Source organism: Vreelandella sp. 2A-K22 (assembly GCF_054065485.1).
In genome coordinates this window covers 1-19,510 of record NZ_JBSUGC010000023.1, presented here as the reverse complement: position 1 = coordinate 19,510, position 19,510 = coordinate 1, and the positions used below count along the sequence as shown (strand labels likewise).

At 44.8% G+C, this 19,510-nt stretch carries 14 protein-coding genes; all 14 read left to right on the top strand.

Annotation, left to right across the window (positions count from 1 at the left end):
• The first annotated feature begins 3 nt into the window (after positions 1-3).
• The gene (locus tag ACW17M_RS22845) at positions 4-1,248 is read left to right on the top strand and encodes a hypothetical protein (protein ID WP_457548161.1); all 1,245 of its coding nucleotides are present in this window, start codon (positions 4-6) and stop codon (positions 1,246-1,248) included.
• Positions 1,245-3,110, top strand: a complete 1,866-nt coding sequence (locus ACW17M_RS22840; RefSeq protein ID WP_457548160.1) for a hypothetical protein — start codon at positions 1,245-1,247, stop codon at positions 3,108-3,110. The genes ACW17M_RS22845 and ACW17M_RS22840 overlap by 4 nt, the downstream gene beginning before the upstream one ends.
• A gap of 277 nt (positions 3,111-3,387) precedes the next feature.
• The gene (locus ACW17M_RS22835) at positions 3,388-6,042 is read left to right on the top strand and encodes a glycosyltransferase family 2 protein (protein ID WP_457548159.1); all 2,655 of its coding nucleotides are present in this window, start codon (positions 3,388-3,390) and stop codon (positions 6,040-6,042) included.
• A gap of 66 nt (positions 6,043-6,108) precedes the next feature.
• Complete coding sequence (gene tviB / locus ACW17M_RS22830) at positions 6,109-7,383, top strand: Vi polysaccharide biosynthesis UDP-N-acetylglucosamine C-6 dehydrogenase TviB (protein ID WP_457548158.1); 1,275 nt, start codon at positions 6,109-6,111, stop codon at positions 7,381-7,383.
• 17 nt (positions 7,384-7,400) lie between these two features.
• Positions 7,401-8,348, top strand: a complete 948-nt coding sequence (locus tag ACW17M_RS22825) for a Gfo/Idh/MocA family oxidoreductase (protein ID WP_457548157.1) — start codon at positions 7,401-7,403, stop codon at positions 8,346-8,348.
• Positions 8,349-8,357: 9 nt separating this feature from the next.
• Positions 8,358-8,936, top strand: coding sequence for a UDP-2-acetamido-3-amino-2,3-dideoxy-D-glucuronate N-acetyltransferase (wbpD, locus tag ACW17M_RS22820; RefSeq protein WP_176316366.1), 579 nt, complete (start codon positions 8,358-8,360; stop codon positions 8,934-8,936).
• A 5-nt stretch (positions 8,937-8,941) separates the two neighbouring features.
• A complete protein-coding gene (locus tag ACW17M_RS22815) occupies positions 8,942-10,015 on the top strand; it encodes a DegT/DnrJ/EryC1/StrS family aminotransferase (protein ID WP_457548156.1) in 1,074 nt (357 codons plus the stop codon).
• 45 nt (positions 10,016-10,060) lie between these two features.
• Positions 10,061-11,134 (top strand): methyltransferase domain-containing protein, encoded by a 1,074-nt coding sequence (locus tag ACW17M_RS22810; RefSeq protein WP_457548155.1) that lies wholly within the window; start codon positions 10,061-10,063, stop codon positions 11,132-11,134.
• Positions 11,135-11,165: 31 nt separating this feature from the next.
• The gene (locus tag ACW17M_RS22805; RefSeq protein ID WP_457548154.1) at positions 11,166-12,335 is read left to right on the top strand and encodes a hypothetical protein; all 1,170 of its coding nucleotides are present in this window, start codon (positions 11,166-11,168) and stop codon (positions 12,333-12,335) included.
• Between the two features lie 11 nt (positions 12,336-12,346).
• Positions 12,347-12,607 carry a hypothetical protein gene (locus ACW17M_RS22800; RefSeq protein WP_176316370.1) on the top strand — a complete coding sequence of 87 codons (261 nt, stop codon included), beginning with the start codon at positions 12,347-12,349 and terminating at the stop codon, positions 12,605-12,607.
• A gap of 211 nt (positions 12,608-12,818) precedes the next feature.
• A complete protein-coding gene (glmS, locus tag ACW17M_RS22795) occupies positions 12,819-14,672 on the top strand; it encodes a glutamine--fructose-6-phosphate transaminase (isomerizing) (protein ID WP_457548153.1) in 1,854 nt (617 codons plus the stop codon).
• 398 nt (positions 14,673-15,070) lie between these two features.
• Positions 15,071-16,027, top strand: a complete 957-nt coding sequence (locus tag ACW17M_RS22790; RefSeq protein ID WP_457548152.1) for a hypothetical protein — start codon at positions 15,071-15,073, stop codon at positions 16,025-16,027.
• A 92-nt stretch (positions 16,028-16,119) separates the two neighbouring features.
• A complete protein-coding gene (gene cysN, locus ACW17M_RS22785; protein WP_457548151.1) occupies positions 16,120-18,024 on the top strand; it encodes a sulfate adenylyltransferase subunit CysN in 1,905 nt (634 codons plus the stop codon).
• Positions 18,025-18,176: 152 nt separating this feature from the next.
• The gene (gene cysQ, locus ACW17M_RS22780; protein WP_342411147.1) at positions 18,177-18,950 is read left to right on the top strand and encodes a 3'(2'),5'-bisphosphate nucleotidase CysQ; all 774 of its coding nucleotides are present in this window, start codon (positions 18,177-18,179) and stop codon (positions 18,948-18,950) included.
• Positions 18,951-19,510: the final 560 nt, after the last annotated feature.

Sequence of the window (19,510 nt, the reverse complement as noted above, 5' to 3'; positions counted from 1 at the left end):
ACGATGCCACGGGTAATCTATCTTGGCCTTTTTGCGTTGCCAGAACATACGCCAATGACGCTCTCTGCGCTGCAACAAGCACCTGAAGATGTGGGCGCGCTAACGTTGGAAGCACATTCCACCAGTCAGTTTGAAGCTCTCAGTAATTGGTTGCAGCAAGAAAGCAAGCCAGAGGCCGTGCTGATATGGCCCAAGCCAACTGGCTTTATTGCCGATTGCCTAGCGCGAGAAGAACCTATTGACGGCTCTCTTGCACAGTGGAAAGACATGGCTAAACGGCTACTGGAACTATTTCGTCGCCACCGCAGCCAACTAACGTTATTAGGCATGGCACCGGGAGAAACGCTCACGCTTTCAGACGAGCTGCCCGCCAACGTTACCGATGTGATTCTGCAAGCCGAAGCTGCAGTAAAGCGTCTGCCTGAAGCCACGCCGCTCCACCGCCTAGCCGCAGCACAGTTAGTTGCTGAAGATACTGAGCTACAAGACGAGTTGGCTTTCCTCAGCGCAAGTAGTCATGCCTGTAGTGCTTCCACTGAGCAAACAAGCGAAACCGTGCGTTCGGCCCTGCAAAGTGCGAACGAGAGCCATGATGTTAAACATCAGCTTAAAATTATCACCCAAGAGCGTGACAGCGCTACGGAAGAGAACAAGTTATTACTCACTCAACTGAATAGCGTGCAGGAAGCATTGGAAGTTACTCAACATCAAGCAAACAAAGCAGCTTCAAGCCAACAAGCCGAACAGCAGCTTAGAAAAATGATTGATGAGCGCGATAGCGCTCAGGAAGAGAATGAGCTGTTATTGTCACAGTTGCATATAGTTCAAGAGGCCTTGGAAGAAGCCTATATAGAGCTCAAATCGGGAACCAGTGAAGCAGAGAGCAAAAGGCTAAATAGCTTACTGGCCTGGCTGCGTGCCCATGCTCGCCGTCAGTCTGCCGCTGTTTACAAAGGTCGCGATAATCAAGCATTAAAAGAATTAGTCGACTTGCTAGAGCAAAGCGAACTATTTGATGCCGATTGGTATCTTACGCAGTACAAAGATATTGCCGAAGCCAATATTAATCCTGCTGAACACTTCATAAAGTTCGGCGCGATTGAAGGACGTAACCCAGGCCCCCGGTTTAATACTGAGTTTTATGTGGTGACATATCCTGATGTAGCTGCCTCTGGCCATCACCCGCTACTGCATTATTTGCGCGATGGGATTAAAGAGCAGCGTAAAACACAGGAGTCGCCTACATGAACGCTCCAGTAAAACCGCGGCTTATACACATTGGGCCGATACGCCAGGAGAGCGAAGCCCTTCTTAAGCATATTGCTCTTCCTTCGCTTGTTATTACGCCCAGGCCTGAGTCTCCAACACTCAAAGGCATTCAGAGTGATTTGAAATATGTAAGCGCTGTGGTTGCTCCACAGGCAGAGGAAGCTACGCGCTATAGCTACAACGTGCCGGGGTTTGATAGCTTAGCGCCAGCGTCGGGGCTTAAATCGCTATATCCCGGAGTTGCTGAAACACAGCGAAAACCAGTGGAAACACAGCCGCTAAATGAACTGATCAGTGAGCATTGCCCATCGGGTACGTTCATGACCCACTTGGTTCTGGAGCAACCCGAGCAGGCCTTGTCTTTGCTGCAAGCGTGGCAAGAAGAAGGCATATTAGATGACCTCGAAGGGCTCTTTGTGCGCACCAGCCCGATCAGCCTTTATGAAGGTATGCCAACCCAGGCCGAGTTAATCGCTTGGTGCCAGCAGTATGGTTTTGATACTGGCGCAGAAAAGATTGATCCTGACAGCAGTGAAGACCCGGAATTTATACTGCTTGAATTCAAACGTAACGCGCTACACTTACCATTAAAAGTTGCTCAAGAAGAAGCGGATGCGCTCAAACAAGAGTGTGACAGTCTCAAAAAGAAACTTTCAGAATACGAAAAACTTCTAAAAGAGAATGCCAATCAGCTTACCGAAGCAGCTGCAGCATTGCGTGAGACCGATACACAGCTTAAAGAGCGCACGAAACAGCACGATGAGAAAGCAATACAGGCGGAGAGCGTCAGTAAAGAGTGCGCCACGCTCAAACAGCAGTTTAGCGAAGTAGACGAAGCGCTTCGTGAAACACGAGTACAACTTGAAAAGTTAACAAAGCAGTGCGATGAGAAAACCTTACAAGCGGAGAATGCCAGCAAAGAATGTGCCGCGCTCAAACAACAGTTGAGTGAGAAAGAAAGTACCATCACTCAACTCCGGGAGCAGTTGGCTTCTCAGCAGCAGAATCAGACAGTTATCCAAAGCCGTTTCGAAGCGCTGGAAAGTAAAATGGAAGGCAAGCTGGAATCGCTATTAAGAGAACAGCGTAGCTATATTCAGCAGACCAGTAATGCACTCGGGCAGCATGTGACTAGACTGGCCCATAAGCAACGCGATGAACGGGCGCTGATCCACTATCTTCATCATGGTCAGAAACCAGTAAGCACAGAGCTAGATCCTGGCTACGCTCTAGCTTTATTAGAGCAGTATCATTCGCAAGGCTACGATGTGGTGGTAGTGTTTGGTAGTGCAGCCACCACTGAGTTACTTGCAAAGGCGGAGGTAAGCTCCCATGGAAACCAATCTCAGCTCATGCTGGAGGGGCAGCCTAACGAGGCGGTAGCGCCATCTGAAAATGACCTTCCAACTTCTATTATCAGCATTGAACATCAAAGGTCGCAGTGTGCGGCTATTATCAAATCCTTAGAAGCTAACAATTGTCGCCAAGCTGTCAACATAGTCCATGCTCCGCTAATAGAATATGAATCTCAAGGACAAACTACTCTATTTTACAATGCTGAAACTACGCTGAAACAGCTTGGGCAATGGTTGCCAGATAACTCTAGAGTGTTGGTGATAATTGGGCCAATACTCGAAAAGGTTAATAATGGTATTTATTCTGGGCTTTCGCAGCTACTGCAGCACCTACCTTCGCCGGTTTTGGAAATACTGATCGAAAATTTAGACTTTGCTCTAGAAAATGAACTTAAAAAAGATTGGAGTTTCCTGCTTAATAAGTGGCAGCGTAAAGCTAAGTGGTACTATCTTCCTGGTGCATTAGGATTAGAAATAACTGATTAAGTGGTTGTTGTCGTATATAGTAGCTTGAGTTTATAAATTTCTATGCCTGAAAATATTCAGTGAGTTTTCATGCTCAGCATAATAAGTTGTGATGTAAAAGTTGTAATAATATAGGAGTTTTTCTATATTCGAGCTTTTTATATTGAGAAACGTAAAGCAAATGATTTGTGGATTAACTGATTGCACTTAATAGACAATGTGTCTAAATGGATACGGTGATATTGATTTAGCAATTGAGTATATCACTAATTTATAATCAATGCGATTGTGAGAAGATATGGATATTAAAGAAGTTTTATTAGCGGAAAAGTATTTGTTTAATGGCAAAAGTGAAGATGCAGTAGCTTTGTGTCTTGAGGCGCTGAGGATAAATGCAGCTGACAAGATTGCATTAACTTTGATGCTTAGGTCGTTAAATAAAAACAATGATTTGAGCAAAAATATAGCATTGCAGAAGGTTTTGTCTGATTTTATTAGTTTAAGAATAGAGCAAGATTTAGACACAATGTCTGTTTGGCCTTTGGTAAGTATTTGTAATAAATACATTATGCGTTCTTATTTTGAGGATAATAAATCGTTTCCTCATTATTTGGAAAATAGAGTTAAAGTAAAAAGAAATAAAACTAAATTGCTAATGCTCACCTGTGTTTGGCAGCGGCACGACCTTACTCGTATGTTCTACGAGTACTATAAAAAAATGGTGAGTGAGCTTAAAGATGAAATTGAATTGGAGATTTTAGTAGTTGGTTCCGAAGGTGAAGTCTCTAAAAAAATGTGTGAAGAATATAGCTTTAACTATATCGAGAGACCAAATCAGCCCTTGAGTGAGAAATGGCAGGGTGGTGCTGACTATGCTAAAGAGTTTGATTTTGATGCATTGGTTATAATGGGGTCTGATGATTTTGTTAGTAAAGAGGTATTTTTATTATACAAGGAAATGATTGATAAAAATGTTCTTTTTTTTGGTTTTCAGGATTTATATCTATACGATGTTAAATCTATGGGAGTAGGGCATTGGAAGGGATATGGCTCAGCATCAAAAGGTTTAGCACAACCTGATAGAGTAGGTGAAACAATTGGCCTAGGACGGATGCTATCTAGAAGCCTACTAGAATATCTAGACTTTAATCTTTGGAAAGGTTTTAAAGTTAATAAAAGTTTAGACGGCTTAATGAAGAGGCGGATAACTAGAGCGACAGGCATGCTGCCAATTAGCTTGAAAAATGATTTAAAGATAAAAGTAGGAAGTGACTCATACTTATTCGGATTAGTCGCAACCACCTTTGAAGAACAAAATCTTTTAGGATTAGATGTCAAGCATAGTGAGAATGTTACAGCATTTAAAAAATATGGTGTTTCCACTGAGTGCTATGAAAAACTAAATATTGAAGATTTTAAGAGTTATAGTATCTATAACGATTTGTTGAAATTGAGTGGTTCGCCTAAAAATGCCGTAGGGCTAAAGCCGATTACTGATGTGAAGAAAAAAGTGAGCATTGGTATACCATCATATAATAGGAATGAGTCTCTTAATACGTTGATAACAGATATTTATCGTGCGGCAGAATATAATAATGTTGATGTCAATATGTTTATTTACGACGATGCAAGCGATGTACCTGTTACGCTGGATTCAGAGAATGACAAGTATAAAGATAAAATTAAAATACACAGGTCAGAAGTTAATGGTGGGAAAAAGTGTTATTGGAAAACTGTAAACCATATATTTTTAGAGTTGAGTAAGACAAAATCTGATTTTTATTATTATTTGCCGGATGATGTTCGGCTAAATGAAGATTTTTTTGAAAAATCAATTTCATCTTGGTGTGCCATAAATGATCCGAAAAAGATATCTTTGAATTTGCTTGAAGATGGGCGGGTTCAGTGCTGGACAGGGTTTACGAGAGTTATTCAAAATTTTAATGGTCTTCGCCTGTACAAAACTCAATGGCTTGATATGGCTTTGGTATTCGACTCTACCCTTTTGAGGTATCGTCTGAAGGAAATTCCATTAAGTACATGGGATAATAAACCGCTTTTATCATCTGGAGTTGGAGCTCAGCTTTCTAAAAGATTTTATGCTGCTGGATTTAATATGTACCAAGTTAGAAGATCTTTGGTGCATCATGGTGAGCACGAAAGTAAAATGAATTATGAGGAAAGAAAGTTAAATCCTCTGGTTTCAGAGTTCCCGAGCCTCTCACTTTCAGAAATGGCCACAAAAGAAAAATTTAGAGACAAAAAAATAGTCTGCGGAGTTGCAGTCATCGAAAGCAGATGGGACAGTTTTAGGGAAACTGTTGATAGCATCATTGATCAAGTTGATAAACTTTATATTTATCAAAATGGATTTAAGCGAATAGAAGATTTTCTGCGCGACTCTAAAATTGTTGTAATTAGCTCTCTTGATACTGGTGTTAATCGCGGTGATGCTGGTAAGTTTTATATGCTAGGGGCTGATAAAAACTGTATTTATTTTTCGATAGATGATGACCTTTACTACCCCGGTGATTATGTTCAAAGAACTTTAAAATATCTTGCTTTTCTCAATCAGCCTTGTGTTGTCTCTTACCATGGCCGTGTCCTAAGCAAAAATGCTAATTGTTATTATGATGATATTGAAGAAAATTATAAGTGCCTGAATGAAGTTAATCATATGGAAAGAGTTGAGTTTGCTGGTACAGGGGTAATGGCTTTCGACACTGAAAAAATTGATATTGATTTCAGCTTTTTTGAAAAAGAAAATATGGCAGATATTTGGATGGGGATTTTTTGTAAAGATCATGGCTTTCCTATGTATGTTCTGCCTCATACAAAAGAATGGATTTCGCATAATGAAATAGACTTTAACAATACTATTTTTGTCAAGTATAAAACTGATAAAGATCATGCAAATAGTGTGTTAAGGGAGCGATATTGGAAAATGACTTAAGCTGATATCTGTTGACTGTGTAGAGATAGTGGTTCCATTATGTTTTTATCTGGTATAGGTGTGTAAATGAATATTGAAAATTTGAAAGTCGCTGTTATTGGACTTGGCTATGTAGGTCTTCCCTTGGCTGTAGAGTTTGGGAAAAGTCATAGTGTTGTAGGTTTTGATATATATGAAAAAAGAGTGAAAGAGCTTAAGAATGGATTTGATTTTACACTAGAAGTTTCAGAAACTGAGTTGAGAGAGGCTTCACAGTTATTTTTTTCGAGTAATGTAAAAGAAATTGAAGATTGTAATGTCTATATCGTTACGGTACCTACGCCTATCGATGATAACAATGCACCTGACCTTACACCGTTACGTAAAGCATCAGCTATGCTCGCAACGGTGATTAAACAGGGGGATGTGGTGATTTACGAATCAACAGTTTACCCTGGTGCTACAGAAGAAGTGTGTATCCCAGTGATTGAAAAAGGGTCAGGTCTGAAATTCAATGAAGATTTTTATGCGGGTTATAGTCCCGAACGTATTAACCCAGGTGATAAAGTCAACACACTGACAAAAATTAAAAAAATCACGTCGGGCTCTACGCCTGAGGTAGCCAAGTTTGTTGATGAGCTTTATTCTTCTATTATTACTGCAGGTACACACCTTGCTAGCTCCATTAAGGTAGCTGAAGCCGCGAAAGTGATAGAAAATACCCAGCGTGATTTGAATATTGCTATTATCAATGAATTTGCCAAAATATTTAATATTTTAGGTATTGATAGTCAAGAGGTGTTGGAGGCTGCTGGAACCAAGTGGAATTTCTTACCCTTTAAACCTGGTTTGGTTGGTGGACATTGCATCAGTGTTGATCCTTATTACCTTACTTATAAAGCCAAGGAAGTTGGGTATCAGCCGGAAGTAATTTTGGCTGGTCGGCGTATTAATGATGGAATGGGGCAATATACCGCCACACAATTGGTCAAAGCTGTTAGTCGTAAGAAAATTCATATTGATGAAGCACGTGTGCTTGTTCTTGGTTTCACCTTTAAAGGTGATTGCCCTGATGTTCGTAATACCAAGATTATTGATATGGTTAAGGAGCTGGAAAGCTTTAATATGCATGTTGATATTTACGACTCTTGGGCCAATTCAGAAGAGGTTCAAGAAGAGTATGGTCTTAAGCTTGAGGCCGATTTAATCGAAGGTGTTTACGACGCTATTGTGTTGGCAGTTGACCACTCTGAATTTAAGCAATGGGGCGCCGAGAAAATACGCTCTTTTGGTAAGGAAAAACATGTTCTTTATGATGTGAAGCATGTTCTTACTAAACTTGAATCCGATTTACGTTTATAATGGAGCAGGTGTTTAATATGAAGAATTTTGCTTTAATCGGTGCTGCTGGTTATATCGCACCTCGTCATATGAAGGCGATTAAAGAGCTGGGCCATAATTTAAGTATCGGCTACGATACTAATGACTCCGTAGGTATCATCGATAGTATTTCTCCTGATAGCGAGTTTTTTACTGAATTTGAGCGATTTCAAGAGCATGCCTATCGTTTGAAGCGCACTTCATTAACTGCGTTGGACTATGTGGCTGTTTGTTCTCCCAACTATTTGCACCATTCGCATATTGCAGCTGGCCTTAGGTTGGGGTGTGATGTTATTTGCGAAAAGCCGCTAGTGCCGACACCTGAACTCCTGGATGAACTAGCTGAGGTAGAGAAAGAAACAGGCCAGCGTGTTTATAATATTTTACAATTACGCCACCATGAAGCTATTTTGAAGCTTAAAGAAAAAGTAGCGAATGAAAATCGTAGTGAAAAGTATCAGGTAGATTTAACCTATATTACTTCACGCGGGAAATGGTATATGGAAAGCTGGAAAGGCGATCCGCGCAAGTCGTTTGGTGTGGCTACTAATATTGGTGTTCACTTCTTTGATATGCTGCATTTTATTTTTGGTAAGTTAGAAAAAAATGTTTTGCATTACGCCAACGACTATAAAGCATGTGGCTACTTGGAGTATGAAAAAGCCAGGGTTCCATGGTTTTTGTCAATAGATGCTAATGACCTACCTGACGAAGTAAAAGGCAAGCAAACCACGTTCCGTAATATAAGCTGTGAAGGTGAGCAAATAGAATTTTCCGCCGGGTTCACAGATCTTCATACAATTAGCTATCAGGAGATTCTTGCTGGCCGCGGTTATGGCATTGAAGATGCTAGGCACTGCGTTGAGACCGTACACCATATTCGAACAGCTCAGCCTGAGGCTCCTGCTGAAAATGAGGCACATGCTTTTCTGAGAAAACTCATCTAGGAGAAACGCATGGATTATCAAGTACATGAATCTGCAATCGTTGATGAAGGCGCCCAGATAGGCGAAGGCTCCCGAGTTTGGCACTTCGTGCATGTGTGTGCTGGCGCTAGAATTGGTAGGGGGGTTTCCCTTGGTCAAAATGCTTTTGTTGGCAATAAGGTCACAGTAGGTGATAACTGCAAAATTCAGAATAACGTTTCAGTTTATGACAACGTTCACCTTGAGGAAGGTGTTTTCTGTGGTCCGAGCATGGTGTTTACCAATGTTTATAACCCTCGCTCACTGATTGAACGTAAAAGCGAATATCGTGATACTTTGGTAAAGAAAGGGGCCACTTTGGGTGCCAATTGCACCATCGTGTGTGGTGTTACCATAGGCGAGTATTCCTTTATTGGTGCTGGCGCTGTCATTAATAAGGATGTCCCGGCTTATGCATTAATGGTAGGCGTACCTGCGCGGCAAATTGGCTGGATGAGTGAGTATGGTGAGCAATTGGATTTGCCATTGGAAGGTCAAGCAGAAGTCGCCTGCCCTCATACGGGTAAGGTTTATCATCTTAATGGCAAAACTTTAACTAAAAGTGATTGATTATCATGCAATTTATTGATTTGGCTGCCCAGCAAGAGCGCATCAAAGATAAAATAGATGCCAATATCCAGAAAGTGCTTGCGCATGGTAATTATATTCTTGGCCCTGAAGTTTCTGAACTTGAGGATAAGTTAGCTGCATTTACGGGAGCTAAGTATTGCATAACATGTGCTAATGGTACCGATGCGCTGCAGATTGCGCAGATGGCATTAGGTATAGGCCCTGGTGATGAAGTAATCACTCCAGGCTTTACTTATATTGCAACAGCAGAAACGGTTGCCTTATTAGGCGCTAAGCCAGTCTATGTGGATATTGACCCAAAAACCTACAATCTTGATCCCGCCCAATTGGAGGCGGCAATTACACCGCGTACTAAGGCTATTATACCGGTATCGCTGTTTGGACAGTGCGCGGACTTTGATGCGATCAATGCGATTGCTGAAAAACATGGCATTCCGGTAATCGAAGATGCTGCCCAGAGCTTTGGTGCTAGCTTCAATGGGAAAAAATCCTGCAATCTCAGTACAATAGCCTGCACGAGTTTTTTTCCTAGCAAACCTTTGGGCTGTTATGGCGATGGTGGGGCTATTTTCACGAATGATGAAGACTTAGCGAGACTGCTTCGTCAGATAGCGCGCCATGGCCAGGATAAGCGCTATCATCATGTGCGTGTTGGCGTAAATAGTCGCTTGGATACCCTGCAGGCGGCCATACTGCTACCTAAGCTTGAGATATTTGCTGATGAGATCATAAAGCGCAATCAAGTTGCCACTTCCTATACGCGTTTACTTAACGATGCAGGTATTGTCAGCACGCCTTATGTTGATGAACGGTGTGTTTCAGCCTGGGCTCAATATACTATTCTTGTCGAAGACCGTGAAGAAGTCTTAGGTAAGTTGAAAGAAGCTGGCGTTCCAACTGCGGTTCACTATCCTATTCCTTTAAACAAGCAACCCGCTGTGAAGGATGATACGGTACACCTGCCAATTGGTGATGAAATAGCTAAAAAGGTAATGAGTTTGCCGATGCATCCTTATTTATCTTCTCAAGATCAAATAAAAGCTATCAAAGCTTTCTAGTTTTTTACTCCCTAGTGAGTGTGTATGAAGAATAATGAGAAAAAGATGGAAGAAATTGATACTGTTTCTTTAGAAAAAAAAGCTAGAAGCTATAATGATAAGGAAGAATATTTAAAGGCAGTTGAAATTTATCACTCTTTATTAGGTGCTCAGAGTAAAACAATAGACTTGGTTGTTGCTAAGGCTCAAGCGCTACGAAATCAACACCGTTTGCATGAGGCTGTTTATTTGCTAGAGCTGTCCGTGCAAATCGGTGTTTTTAATAGTAAGGTTTTACATGTTTTGGCCGCTTTTTATCGAGATAAAAAATGTTGGAGGAAAGCCGAGAGATGTATTTGGGATATTATTAAAACTGACCAAGAGTATGCTGGGTTAATAGGTTTCGCAAGTTTTGCTGCCGATGTATTACGAAAGCAAGGTTATGTCAATACAGCCCATAGTTTTATTAAATCTTCTATTTTTCTGACTAGTTCTCAAGGCAAAAACATACCTTTAACAGCTTTTGCTATTCAAAAAGAGCTTGAGTACGAAATTACTTCTGAATATTCGATCGAAGTTTCTTATCGATTTTATGATGCTGTTTATGAAAGTTCAGATAAATATGCATCAAATTCTGATAATTCGATCTATGTTCCGGCTTGGGATGAAGTGCTTCAGTATTTTCAAGATAATGATGTTTTAAGCGTTGTTGATATTGGTTGTGGACCAGGCCAGTTTGCTGAGTATGCAATTAAACGCTTGCCTAATCTTAATTATACAGGGTTTGACTATAGTTCTGTTGCCATTTCTCAGGCAAAAAATAGAACAAAGGGGGTTGAGTTTATAGAAGGCAATGCTTTTTCTTCTTCCTTATTAACTAAAAATGCTGCTGATGTATATATATTGCTTGAGGTGCTGGAACACATAGAGAAGGATTTGGATCTTTTAGGTAGTATGCCAAGTAGAGCTTCTGTAGTTTTTTCTGTTCCTAATTTTGATTCTTTTGGGCATGTGCGTTTCTTTTTAGATGAAGACGAAGTGTACGATAGATATAATCACCTATTCTCCAAATTAGAAGTGAAGAGTGTTATTCTCAAAGGGTACTCTACTATTTATCTTGCATTTGGTAAGTTGAAATGAATATTCAGTCCTAAAAGGTTGGCTATAAATAATGCGATTTGATATTGTTTCTGCTAACCAAGCGGAAATGGCACTTAAGAGTGGAAATTTTTTTCGCAGTTTTGATATATGTAGAAACTGCCTTAAAAAAACACCTGGCGATGCACTGCTTTATATTATTATGGCGAGAACGATTAGTCGTTCACCAACGGCAGTTGATTCATGGGAAGATGTAGCAGAAATTACAGCTTCTTTTCTTGATTTCAATAGGCAAAAAAATATTCAAACTTTCTCACTATGGCACACACTTAGCTTTATTAATTCATGTTTAATTAGTAATCATTTTTCTCAAAGTGATGGGTCTTTGATAAATTTTTTAAAACAAAACGGTCGGCAAGTACCTGAGAATAAAGTTAAATTGTTAATCTTGACTTGTGTCTGGAAAAGGCATGAGTTAAGCCGTTTGTTTTTTTCTTACTATGAGAAGTTGGGAAAAAAACTCAGCCCCGATATCGATATTCAAATAATTGCTGTGGGTTCGGAAGGTGAAATTAGTCGCAGTATTTGCGAGGAATATGGTGTTCATTATTTAGAGTACCCTAACCAGCCGTTATCTGATAAATGGCAAGCTGGGCTTAACTATGCACGCTTATTTGATTTTGATGCATTAGTGGTTTTAGGTTCAGATGATTTTATATGTGAAGACACATTTAGATTTTATTCTAAGAAAGTGTCTAAAGGTGCTCTTTTTTTAGGTTTTCAAGATTGTTATTTGCATGATTTCTCTAGCCAAAAAACAATTTATTGGAAAGGTTATGGCGCCTCTAATGAACAACAAAGTCAACCGCACAGGGTTGGCGAAACAATTGGTTTGGGGCGTGTGCTTAGAAGAGAACTGCTAGAGTTTATGGATTTTGATTTATGGGAAGGAATGGGTGCAAATAAATCGTTAGATGGAATCATGAAAAATAAAATTATAGGAAAAACAGGATTTCTCCCAGTCAAGCCTGTTCATGGTTTCGATTTGACTATGAATGATGTTAATTATTCATTGGGCATGTTGTCTTACAGATTGAAAGACCTAGGGCTGTTCGGTGTTGATGTTAAAGTGAGCGATAATGTCACTGCCTTTGAAAAATATATAACATCTAATAATGTTTATGATGATGTGACTCTAGAGTTCTCTAAAAATGGTCGCCTTGATTTCTTGAATAATCTCTAACGTGAGTTTTTATGACTAGTAAAGTTAATGATGAAAGTGAAATCGGTGCTCTTAAAAAGCGTTTGGATGAGTTGATTCATATTCAAGCAAATGAAAGAGCTGAGCTAGCAGCTAAAATTAGTAACCTTCTAGAGGAAAATGATGATCTGAATCGTAAAGTGCGTGAGTTAGAGGCGAAGTGCAAATCTCGTGCTGGCACTTCAAATGTGAAGATTGATTCACCAGAAAATGAGTTTGGTTTGGATTTCTCTCTACCAGAAGAGCGTAAATAAATCTTATTAAATCCTGGCTTTTTTTTAGAAAAATTATTTTGGTTCATGGCTTCTGAATAGTGTGTGTTTTAAGGGTGCGATACCATGCTACGCTATGGTTATATGTGAAACTTTGTGTTGTTAGAATTGGTGTTTTATTTGCTTTTATTCCGTCTGGAATAAACTGGTTTTTCTGCTTTAGTGATTATTAATCAATATTTTAGGAATATTTATGTGCGGAATTGTTGGCGCGGTTAGCGCAAAGGATAGCACTGCCTTTCTTTTGGAAGGCTTATCTACATTGGAGTATCGCGGTTACGATTCAGCAGGTTTGGCGTTGCTATCGGGTGAGCAAAGCAGCATTTTGCAGCGTGCCCGCTCTAAAGGGCGTGTGGCGGAATTAGCCGCCCTAGTGAAGGAAAAGGCGCTAAGTGGTCATGTGGGTATTGCCCACACCCGTTGGGCCACCCACGGCGTACCGGCAGAACGTAATGCCCACCCGCATATCTCCGGCGGGTTGGCGGTGGTGCACAACGGCATTATCGAAAACTACGAAGCGTTGCGCATTCAGCTACAGGGCTTGGGGTATGAATTTACCTCGGATACCGACACCGAAACCATCGCCCATCTGATCCAGGCCTGCTTTAAAGGCCAAATTGGTGAGCCTGCCGAAAATCTCTTCTCTGCTGTGCAGTGCGCGGTTGAACACCTGAAAGGAGCCTTTGCTCTGGCAGTGATTAGTGAAGAAGAGCCGGACTGCTTAGTGGTTGCCCGTGAAGGTTCGCCGCTAATGTTGGGCATAGGAATTGATGGGCACTATGCCGCCTCGGATGCCTCCGCACTTATCTCCACTACCAAGCGTTTGATGTACCTTGAAAACGGTGATGTGGCTCGGTTAAGTCGCGAAGCAGTGGTTGTCGTCGATGGCATTGGCCAGGTGGTCGAGCGTAAGATCATTACTTCAAACCTAAGCGCTAATGCGGTAGAGCTGGGTGACTACAGCCACTTCATGCAGAAGGAAATCTTCGAGCAGCCCCAGGCCCTTAGCAATACGCTGGAAATGATTAGCGGGGCAGGGCAGCTACAACCGGGCATCTTCGGTGCGAAAGCCGCTGATATTTTCGACCAGGTAGAAGCCGTGCTGATCCTGGCTTGCGGTACTTCCAGCTATGCGGGCATGACCGCCAAGTACTGGATTGAGCAAGTGGCGGGCGTTCCTTGTAACGTCGAAATTGCTAGCGAATACCGTTACCGCCAAAGCGTCGCTAATCCTAAACAGCTGGTAGTGGTTATCTCACAGTCGGGTGAAACGGCGGATACGCTGGCGGCGCTTCACCACGCTAAATCGTTAGGCCATACTCATACCTTGGCGATCTGCAACGTACCGGAATCCGCCATTGTGCGTGAAACAGCGCTGCGATTTATTACCCGCGCCGGGCCGGAAATTGGCGTTGCCTCTACCAAGGCGTTCACCACTCAGCTAAGCGCGCTGTTCCTGCTTACTCTGCTGCTTGCCAAAGCCAACCAGCGCTTAAGTGAAGCAGATGAAAAAGCCTACCTTGATGAGTTGCGTCACCTTCCCATTGCGGTAGATAAAGTGCTGTCACTGGAACCGAGCATTGAAACGTGGTCAAAGCAGTTCGCCGACAAGCAGCACGCACTGTTTCTGGGCCGTGGTCGCCACTACCCCATTGCATTGGAAGGTGCGCTTAAGCTTAAAGAGATCTCCTATATCCATGCCGAAGCTTACCCAGCGGGTGAGCTGAAGCATGGCCCCTTGGCGTTGGTCGATGCAGAAATGCCCGTCGTCGTGGTGGCCCCCAACGACGAGATGTTGGAGAAGTTAAAAGCCAACATGCAGGAAGTCAGCGCCCGTGGCGGCCAGCTATATGTGTTTGCCGATGGCGATAGTGCCGTGAAGTCGTCTGAAGGCGTCAATGTGCTGATGATGCCAGAGCATTACGGTCTGCTTTCGCCGGTGTTGCACGTGGTAGCGCTTCAGTTGCTTTCCTACCACGTAGCGCTTGTGAAAGGCACGGATGTGGATAAGCCGCGTAATCTGGCTAAGAGCGTGACAGTAGAGTAGTGCCAATGGGCGTCGTTCCGACGCCTCCCGCGGGTGCAATCACTCGATTCCGGTGGCGTGATTACGTGCACATGGCCTTGGAATCCTCACTTCATGTGCATGCGAGATTTAGTAGTGCGTGGTAAGCGAAGCGCACCCGCGGATGCAGCGCGCAGCGGTGCCGGGGTTCGTGTATGCAGAGTTGGTTGGGTGCCCAGGGGCGTCGTTCCGACGCCATCCGCGGGTGCCTTCGAACGCTCGCTGAACTCGCGTTCTTCGTTACCACGCGCTACGGTGGATGCACCTGATTCTGCTCATAATAGTCGATACCTCAAGAATACTCATTCGGGAATGGACTCTCGCCACCTTTACGCTGAAGTGATTGTGTAAGCGGGCGTTGTATAAAGGAGATGTAATAGATGTCACTTTTTTTTATGCACATACCTAAAACTGCCGGGACAAGCTTTCGCAAGGGGGCTGAAACGTATTTTTCGCCAGAGCGAATTGTTTATGATTATGGTCCGAACGCTAAGGCGACGTCTCCTTTTGTGAAGGAGTCTCTGCATGTCGATCAACCTGATTTCTGGCAGTTCAGGCAGGCACTTGATAATCCAGCCATGATCGTAGGGCACGTGCCTATCGTGCGCTTTGTTTCCCTGTGGGGCGTGGGAAACACCATCACCTTCCTTCGTGAACCACTGCAACGCATTGCATCTGAATATGAGCACTTTGTCAGGAATATGGATTACAAAGGAAGCTTTAAGGAGTTCTATTCAGACCCAGCGATGCGGAATCGTCAGCGCAGGGCCTTTTCCAGGGTAAATCTTGAGGCTATCGGGTTTATAGGCTTAACAGAACGTTATTCTGAAAGTCTGGAAATGTTGAATGATCGTTTTGCAACCCGCATTCTTGAGCGCGAAGATAATCAGGGTAAGACTCGTCTGGAGGACGAGTATGAATTTGATGAAGAGGATCTCGTTGAACTCAGGAAATTGAATAGACGAGACATTGAGCTTTACCAGTATGCCTCCGGATTGTTTGATTCACGTTATGAGATGTTCAAGTCGAACCAGCCCTGGGCTCATGCTTGTCTGGTAGAGGCCACCACGGAGAGTGTCAGCGGTTGGGCCTGGTGGGCGGGTGAACGCGATGCGCCATTAGAGATCGAACTGTGGGTCAATGGTGAGCTTACCAGCACCGTGCGCGCGGTGGAGTTTCGCCAGGAGCTGTGTCGTTTGCTGCCGCCGCGTGGCGGGTATGTGGGCTTCAACCTGCCGGTAAAACTGTCCCCACTTGATACGGTGCAATGCCGTGTTGCCGCAACGGGGCAGTGGTTTCCGCCAAGCCCGCGCCGTGTCGAAGAAACGGTTAAATAATATCTTTAGGGGCAAACGTCAGAACGCCAGGGTTGAGTGGTTGATAACGATAGCGCGGCATCCATGGAGAAGAAGCAAAAGAGGTATTCTTAATGTCTCATTCATCCAATTTAATTACTGACGATATCGAAGGTTACCTGAAGGCCCACGAGCATATGGGGGCGCTGCGTTTTATTACCTGTGGAAACGAGGGCGGCGGTAAAAGTACCCTGGTTGGCCGCTTGTTGTTTGAGTCTAAGTTGCTGTTTGAAGACCAGCTTGCGGCCATTGAAGCAGACTCGAAAAAATACGGCACCCAGGGCGGCGAGATGGATTTTGCGCTGCTGGTGGATGACCTGGCTGCTGAGCGCGAGCAGGGCATTACCATTGATGTGGCCTACCGTTTCTTCTCTACCGAAAAGCGCAAGTTCATCGTGGTGGATACCCCAGGGCACGAGCAGTATACCCGCAATATGGTTATGGGGGCTTCTACTGCCGACGTGGCTATTTTGATGGTCGACGCACGCCATGGCATTTTGACGCAAACCCGCCGCCATAGCTTTTTGATGTCATTAATGGGCATGCGCCACGTGGTGGTGGCCATTAACAAGATGGATTTGGTCGACTACTCCAAAGCGCGTTTTGATCAGGTCGTTGAAGAGTACCGTGCTTTCGCCAAACAGCTGGGATTGGAGAACATCACCTTCATTCCCATGTCGGCGCTGAAGGGCGACAACGTCATCGAACACAGCGCTAAAATGCCTTGGTACCACGGTACGACGCTGCTGGGTTACCTGGAAACCGTCGAGCTGGATGCGGAGCACCTTCAGCGCTCTCCTTTCCGCATGCCCGTGCAGGGGGTGAATCGCCCTAATCTGGATTTCCCCGGTTTTACCGGCATGGTGGCCAGCGGTGTGGTTCGCCCTGGCGATCAAATCCGCGTTCAGCCTTCTGGCAAAACCAGCATTGTCTCGCGTATCTATACCCTGGATGGTGACTTGGACGAAGCTGTCGCTGGACAGTCCATCACGCTGTTGCTGGAAGATGAAATTGATATTGCTTGTGGTGATGTGATTTCCGGTATAGATCAGCCAGCCCACACCGCTGACCAGTTTGAAACTACGCTGGTCGGGATGCACGAAGCGCCACTGTTACCGGGCCGGCCTTACTTGATGAAGTTGGGCACCCAAACGGTCTCGGCGACTGTGACGGACATCAAGTATCAGGTCAATGTAAATACCCGGGAACATATGCCAGCCAAGCATTTGCCTCTTAACGGGATTGGCATTTGTAATCTAAGTCTTAACCGGGTCGTTGCCTTTGATGCTTATGAAGACAACCACGATACCGGTGGCTTTATTCTCATCGACCGTATGACCAACAATACGGTTGGCGTAGGCATGCTGCACTTCGCCTTACGACGCAGCCAGAATATCCACATGCAGCATGTGGATATTGATAAGCAGGCGCGTGCGTGGGCCAAAGGTCAGAAGCCAGCCGTGGTGTGGTTCACCGGGCTTTCCGGGGCGGGTAAATCGACCATTGCTAACCTGGTCGAGAAAAAACTCTTCACCCACGGCCAGCATACCTATCTGCTGGATGGCGATAACGTGCGCCATGGCTTGAATCGTGATTTAGGCTTTACCGATGCTGACCGCGTTGAAAATGTGCGCCGGGTGGCGGAAACCGCCAAGCTGATGGTGGATGCCGGGCTAATTGTGATGTCGGCATTTATTTCGCCTTTCCGCAGCGAGCGCCAGTTGGCGCGGGATCTGCTGGAAGAGGGCGAGTTCATGGAGATTTTTGTCGATGCTCCGCTGGATGTTGTTGAGGCGCGTGACCCGAAAGGCCTCTACAAAAAGGCCCGCCGCGGGGAACTGAAAAATTTCACAGGCATTGATTCCGCTTATGAAGCGCCTGAAGCACCGGATGTGCATTTGAAAACATCTGAAATGGACGCTGAAGAAGCGGCTGACGCCGTGATCGCTGCATTGCGTGAACGTGGAATGATTAGCTGACTTGAATGCGCTAGCTGTCAGGTGGTGGCGAGGTTGGCTGCTACTTGGCAGCTTTTTTTATGCAAGGGCTGGGTCTTAAAGACTAAATCTTAAAGGGCTAGGTTTTTAAGGACTAGGTTTTTAAGGACTAAGTCTTATAGAGGGATTAGATTATGGCGCTTATTGATCAAGCACTGCTGGATGCCGTTGAACGCATTGCCCGCGAAGCTGATGTCGCCATCATGAGTGTTTACGCCCGCGAGTTTAGCGTGGAGGAGAAGGAAGATAAAAGCCCGTTAACCGAGGCTGATATGGCCGCGCACAACGTTATTGTGCGCGGTTTACAGGCGCTGCCGGTGCAGATCCCGATCCTCTCTGAAGAGGACATCGAGGGTTTTTCCGGTGCTGATGCTGAGGGCCGCTACTGGCTAGTCGACCCGCTGGATGGCACCAAAGAGTTCATCAAGCGTAACGGTGAGTTCACCGTCAATATTGCCCTCATTGAAAACGGTAAGCCGGTGCTCGGCGTGGTGACTGCGCCAGCGCTGGAGGTGGGCTATGTGGCCGCGCGGGGGTTGGGCGCGTTTAAGGTTGAAGCCGATGGTAGTCGTAAGGCCATTTCCGTGGCAGGCAAGCCTAAAGAGGGCGTAACGTGGCGCGTGGTGGGTAGCCGTTCGCACCCCAGCCCTGATTTGGCCGCTTGGTTGGAACAGTTGGGTGAGCACACCATGCTGCCCATGGGCAGTTCGTTAAAATTGTGCATCATTGCCGAAGGTTTCGCCGATGCCTACCCACGCTTGGGCCCCACCTGTTTGTGGGATACCGGCGCCGCTCATGCGGTAGTGCTCGAAGCCGGCGGCCGGGTAGAAACCCTGGAAGGCACCGCACTTAGCTATGCCAACCCCAGCGAAAAGCTCAACCCCTATTTTGTGGTGTGGGGGCATTAAGCCAAGGCGCCACCGGTATTGTTTTACCAACCTTCTATATGCATAACGTGCACATGCCCATGGAATCCCCATCTTCATGTGCACGCGAGATTTAGTAGCGCGTGGTAAGCGAAGCGCACCCGCGGAAGCAGCGCCGGGTTTGGCCCGTGTAGGCGATGATGGTTCGGTGCCATTGGGCGTCGTTCCGCCGCCTCCCGCGGGTGCCTCAAAACGCTCGCTGAGCTCGCTTTCTCGTTACCACGCGCTACGGGTGCTCACTCGAATCCGGTGGAATCCCCATCTTCATGTGCACGCGAGATTGAGTAGCGCGTGGTAAGCGAAGCGCACCCGCGGAAGCAGCGCGAAGCGGTGCCGGGGCTGGTTCGTGCAGGCAGAGTTGGTTCGGTGCCTCGTTATGTTCGTTCCACTCACATACTCGTTACCACGCGCTTCAAGACCTATACTCCTGACGATTCACGATTCACGATTCACGATTCACGATTCACGATTCACGATTCACGATTCACGATTCACGATTCACGATTCACGATTCACGATTCACGATTCACGATTCACGATTC

Coding starts and splice junctions, on each gene's coding strand:
- cysQ (WP_342411147.1), top strand. CDS start 18,177: ATGGCGCTTATTGATCAAGCACTGCTGGATGCCGTTGAACGCATTGCC.
- glmS (WP_457548153.1), top strand. CDS start 12,819: ATGTGCGGAATTGTTGGCGCGGTTAGCGCAAAGGATAGCACTGCCTTT.
- ACW17M_RS22835 (WP_457548159.1), top strand. CDS start 3,388: ATGGATATTAAAGAAGTTTTATTAGCGGAAAAGTATTTGTTTAATGGC.
- ACW17M_RS22815 (WP_457548156.1), top strand. CDS start 8,942: ATGCAATTTATTGATTTGGCTGCCCAGCAAGAGCGCATCAAAGATAAA.
- wbpD (WP_176316366.1), top strand. CDS start 8,358: ATGGATTATCAAGTACATGAATCTGCAATCGTTGATGAAGGCGCCCAG.
- ACW17M_RS22840 (WP_457548160.1), top strand. CDS start 1,245: ATGAACGCTCCAGTAAAACCGCGGCTTATACACATTGGGCCGATACGC.
- tviB (WP_457548158.1), top strand. CDS start 6,109: ATGAATATTGAAAATTTGAAAGTCGCTGTTATTGGACTTGGCTATGTA.
- ACW17M_RS22810 (WP_457548155.1), top strand. CDS start 10,061: ATGGAAGAAATTGATACTGTTTCTTTAGAAAAAAAAGCTAGAAGCTAT.
- ACW17M_RS22845 (WP_457548161.1), top strand. CDS start 4: ATGCCACGGGTAATCTATCTTGGCCTTTTTGCGTTGCCAGAACATACG.
- ACW17M_RS22825 (WP_457548157.1), top strand. CDS start 7,401: ATGAAGAATTTTGCTTTAATCGGTGCTGCTGGTTATATCGCACCTCGT.
- cysN (WP_457548151.1), top strand. CDS start 16,120: ATGTCTCATTCATCCAATTTAATTACTGACGATATCGAAGGTTACCTG.
- ACW17M_RS22790 (WP_457548152.1), top strand. CDS start 15,071: ATGTCACTTTTTTTTATGCACATACCTAAAACTGCCGGGACAAGCTTT.
- ACW17M_RS22800 (WP_176316370.1), top strand. CDS start 12,347: ATGACTAGTAAAGTTAATGATGAAAGTGAAATCGGTGCTCTTAAAAAG.
- ACW17M_RS22805 (WP_457548154.1), top strand. CDS start 11,166: ATGCGATTTGATATTGTTTCTGCTAACCAAGCGGAAATGGCACTTAAG.